Genomic DNA, 3,252 nt, shown 5'->3' on the forward strand with positions numbered 1-3,252 from the left:
GGGGGGGGGGGGTGGGTTGGGGGGGGGGGGTGGGGGGGGGGGGGGGGCGGGCGGCGGGGGGTGGGGGGTGGTGGGTGAGGGTCTGCGTGAGGTGGTGTTCGGCGCGGACGGGGACGGGGGCGGGGAGCGGTTGGCGGGTACGGAGTGGGCGCAGCCCGCGCTGTTCGCGGTCGAGGTCGCGTTGTTCCGTCTGGTGGAGTCGTGGGGGGTGCGTCCTGATGTGGTGATGGGGCATTCGATCGGTGAGTTCGCGGCCGCGTATGTGGCGGGGGTGTGGTCGCTGCCGGACGCGTGCCGTCTGGTGGTGGCGCGTGGGCGGTTGATGCGGGCGTTGCCCGCGGGTGGTGTGATGGTGGCGTTGCAGGCTCGTGAGGAGGAGGTGTTGCCTCTTCTGGACGCGGGCCGTGTGGGTGTCGCGGCGGTCAACGGGCCCGACGCGGTGGTGGTGTCGGGTGAGGCCGCCGCTGTGGAGGGGGTGGTGGCGCACTTCCGTGGTCTGGGCCGGAAGGTGACGGCTCTACGGGTGAGTCATGCCTTCCATTCGCCGTTGATGGAGCCGATGCTGGATGAGTTCCGGTCGGTGGCGGAAAGTGTGGTTTATGGTGTTCCGTCGCTTCCGGTGGTGTCGAATGTGACGGGTCGACTGGCCGGGGCCGGGGAGTTGGGGTCGGCTGATTATTGGGTGCGGCATGTGCGGGAGGCGGTGCGGTTCGCCGATGGTGTGGCGGCGTTGGTCGGGGAGGGGGTGACGCGTTTCCTGGAGATCGGTCCGGACGGCACGCTCACGGCGCTGGCGCAGAACTGTGTGCCCGACACCCTCGGCGATGCGCTCTTCGTCCCCACGCTCCGCAAGGACGGCGCCGAACCGCTGACCGCGCTCCGCGCGATGGCGGCACTGCACGTCGACGGCGCGGAGACCGACTGGGCGGCGGTGTTCGGCGGCGGCGAGGGCGACGAGCCGGTCGACCTGCCGACGTACCCGTTCCAGCGACAGCGCTACTGGCTCGCCCCGAACGAGCGCTCTCCCCATGTCACGTCGGGCCCGTCCCGGACATCGGCCGTGGTCGACGCCGAGTTCTGGGCGGCCGTGGAGAACGAGGACCTGCCGGTTCTCGCGTCGGACCTCGACCTCGCGCAGGACACACTCGGCCCGGTGGTCCCGGCCCTGTCGAAGTGGTACCGCCGCAGGCAGGAGCGCGCGGCCGTCGACGCCCTGTGCTACGAGGTGTCCTGGCAGCCGCTGACGAAGGACGACGAGAACTCGTCCGCGACCCGTGCGCCCCGCACCGGAAAGTGGGCGGTCCTGGTTCCGTCCGACGCGGACATCGAGGCGCGCGAGACCGTCGACGGCCTCGTCTCCGGCCTCCGTAAGCAGGGCCTGATCCCGCGGGTTGTCGAAGTGGCCGCCGCCGACCCCGCGGCCTGTGCCGCGGCGCTCGGTCTGCCCGCCGAAGGCGCCGACACACTCGATGCGACCCGGGAGCTGGACGGAGTCCTCTCGCTTCTCGGGTTCGCCACCTCGCCCGAACCGGTCGTGGGGACACTGCACGCGCTGCGCGCGCTCGATGACGCGCACCTCGCGGGCGTACCGCTCTGGGCCGTCACCCAAGGCGCCGTCGCGGTCGACAGGACCGAGTCCATAGCCCGCACGTCCCACAGCGCCGTATGGGGACTTGGGCGCGTCGCGGCGCTGGAACACCCGGACGTCTGGGGCGGACTGGTCGACCTCCCCGCGCGGGTCGACGACAGGGCGTGCGCGCGCCTCGCACACGCCCTGACACGCCTCGGGAGCGGCGAGGACCAGCTCGCGATCCGCGCCCACGGCCTCTTCGGCCGGCGGCTCGTACCGTCCGCGCCGTCCTCGCGCCACGTCTCCCGCTGGGAGCCGAACGGGACGGTACTGATCACCGGAGGCACCGGAGCCCTGGGAACGCGGGTGGCTCGCTGGGCGGTGCGGCGCGGTGCCCGCGATCTCGTTCTGGTCAGCCGCGGCGGCGCAACGGCGCCAGGCGCCGCCGAACTACGCGCCGAGCTGGAAGAAGCGGGCGCGCGCGTCACCCTGCGCGCCGTCGACGTCTCCGTCCGGGCGGACCTCGCCGCGCTCCTCGCGGAGCACCCCGTCGACGCGGTCTTCCACACCGCCGGAATCCTCGACGACGCCACACTGATGGCGACCGACGCCGAGCGGATCGAGCGGGTGATGCGGCCCAAGGCACAGGCCGCCTGCCTGCTCGACGAGCTGACCCGGGACCGTGCTCTCTCCGCGTTCGTCCTCTTCTCCTCGCTGGCCGGAACGGTGGGAAGCGCGGGCCAGGGCGCCTACGCGGCCGCCAACGCGATCCTGGACGCCGTCGCCGAGCGGCGTCGGGCCGACGGCCTGCCCGCCACCTCCGTCGCCTGGGGTCCGTGGGCAGGCGACGGCATGGCCGTCGGGTCCGGTGGCCGACGCCGGAACCAGGGCGCCGTGACGGCACTGGCACCCCACCTTGCCCTCTCCGTCCTCGGAGCGGTCCTGGACGCGGAGATCACCACCCAACTGGTCGTGGACGCCGACTGGACGCGGTTCGTGCCCGCGTACACGACGACTCGCCCCAGCGCGCTCCTCTCCTCCCTCGCCCCTCCGGCCCTCGCCCCGCCGTCGGGCCCCGCCGCGCGGACCGAGGGGCCCGACGGGGGCCTGAGGTCGCGGGTGGCCGGACTGTCGCCCGCGGCGGGCCTGCGCCTCGTGCTGGACGAGGTGCAGCGCGCCGCAGCCGCCGTGCTCGGGTACGGCGGCCCTGGTGAGGTCGGTGCGGAGCGGTCGTTCCGGGACCTCGGTGTGGATTCCTTGATCGCGGTGGAGCTGCGGAACGTGCTGGGCGCGGGGCTGGGTGTGGCGCTTCCCGCGGGGCTGGTCTTTGATCATCCGACGCCGCGGGCTCTGGCCGGTTTTCTTCACAAGGAGCTGTCCGGCGGTGACGAGGGTGTGGTCGGGGGAGTGTCGGGCGGGCCCTCGGCGGTGGGCGTCGATGATCCGGTCGTGATCGTGGGGATGGCTTGCCGTTTTCCGGGAGGCGCTCAGTCGCCCGAGGGTCTGTGGGATGTGGTGGTGGAGGGCCGCGACGGGGTGAGCGGATTCCCTGACGATCGTGGCTGGGAGTCGCTGGGGGGTGTTTATGGCGGTTCGGACTATGTCCGGCGGGGTGGTTTCCTGACCGATGTGGGTGGTTTCGACGCGGAGTTCTTCGGGATATCGCCGCGTGAGGCTTTGGT

1 protein-coding gene is annotated in these 3,252 nt (G+C 72.7%); it reads left to right on the top strand.

Going from position 1 to position 3,252, the window contains the following annotated elements; translation table 11 throughout:
- Positions 1–70: 70 nt before the first annotated feature.
- Positions 71–3,252, top strand: a 3,182-nt coding sequence (locus tag DVH02_RS33255) for an SDR family NAD(P)-dependent oxidoreductase (RefSeq protein WP_158575984.1), incomplete at its 3' end; no start/stop codon positions are given.

The sequence above is a fragment of the Streptomyces corynorhini genome, assembly GCF_003346515.1.
In the GTDB taxonomy this organism is placed as follows: Bacteria; Actinomycetota; Actinomycetes; order Streptomycetales; family Streptomycetaceae; genus Streptomyces; species Streptomyces corynorhini.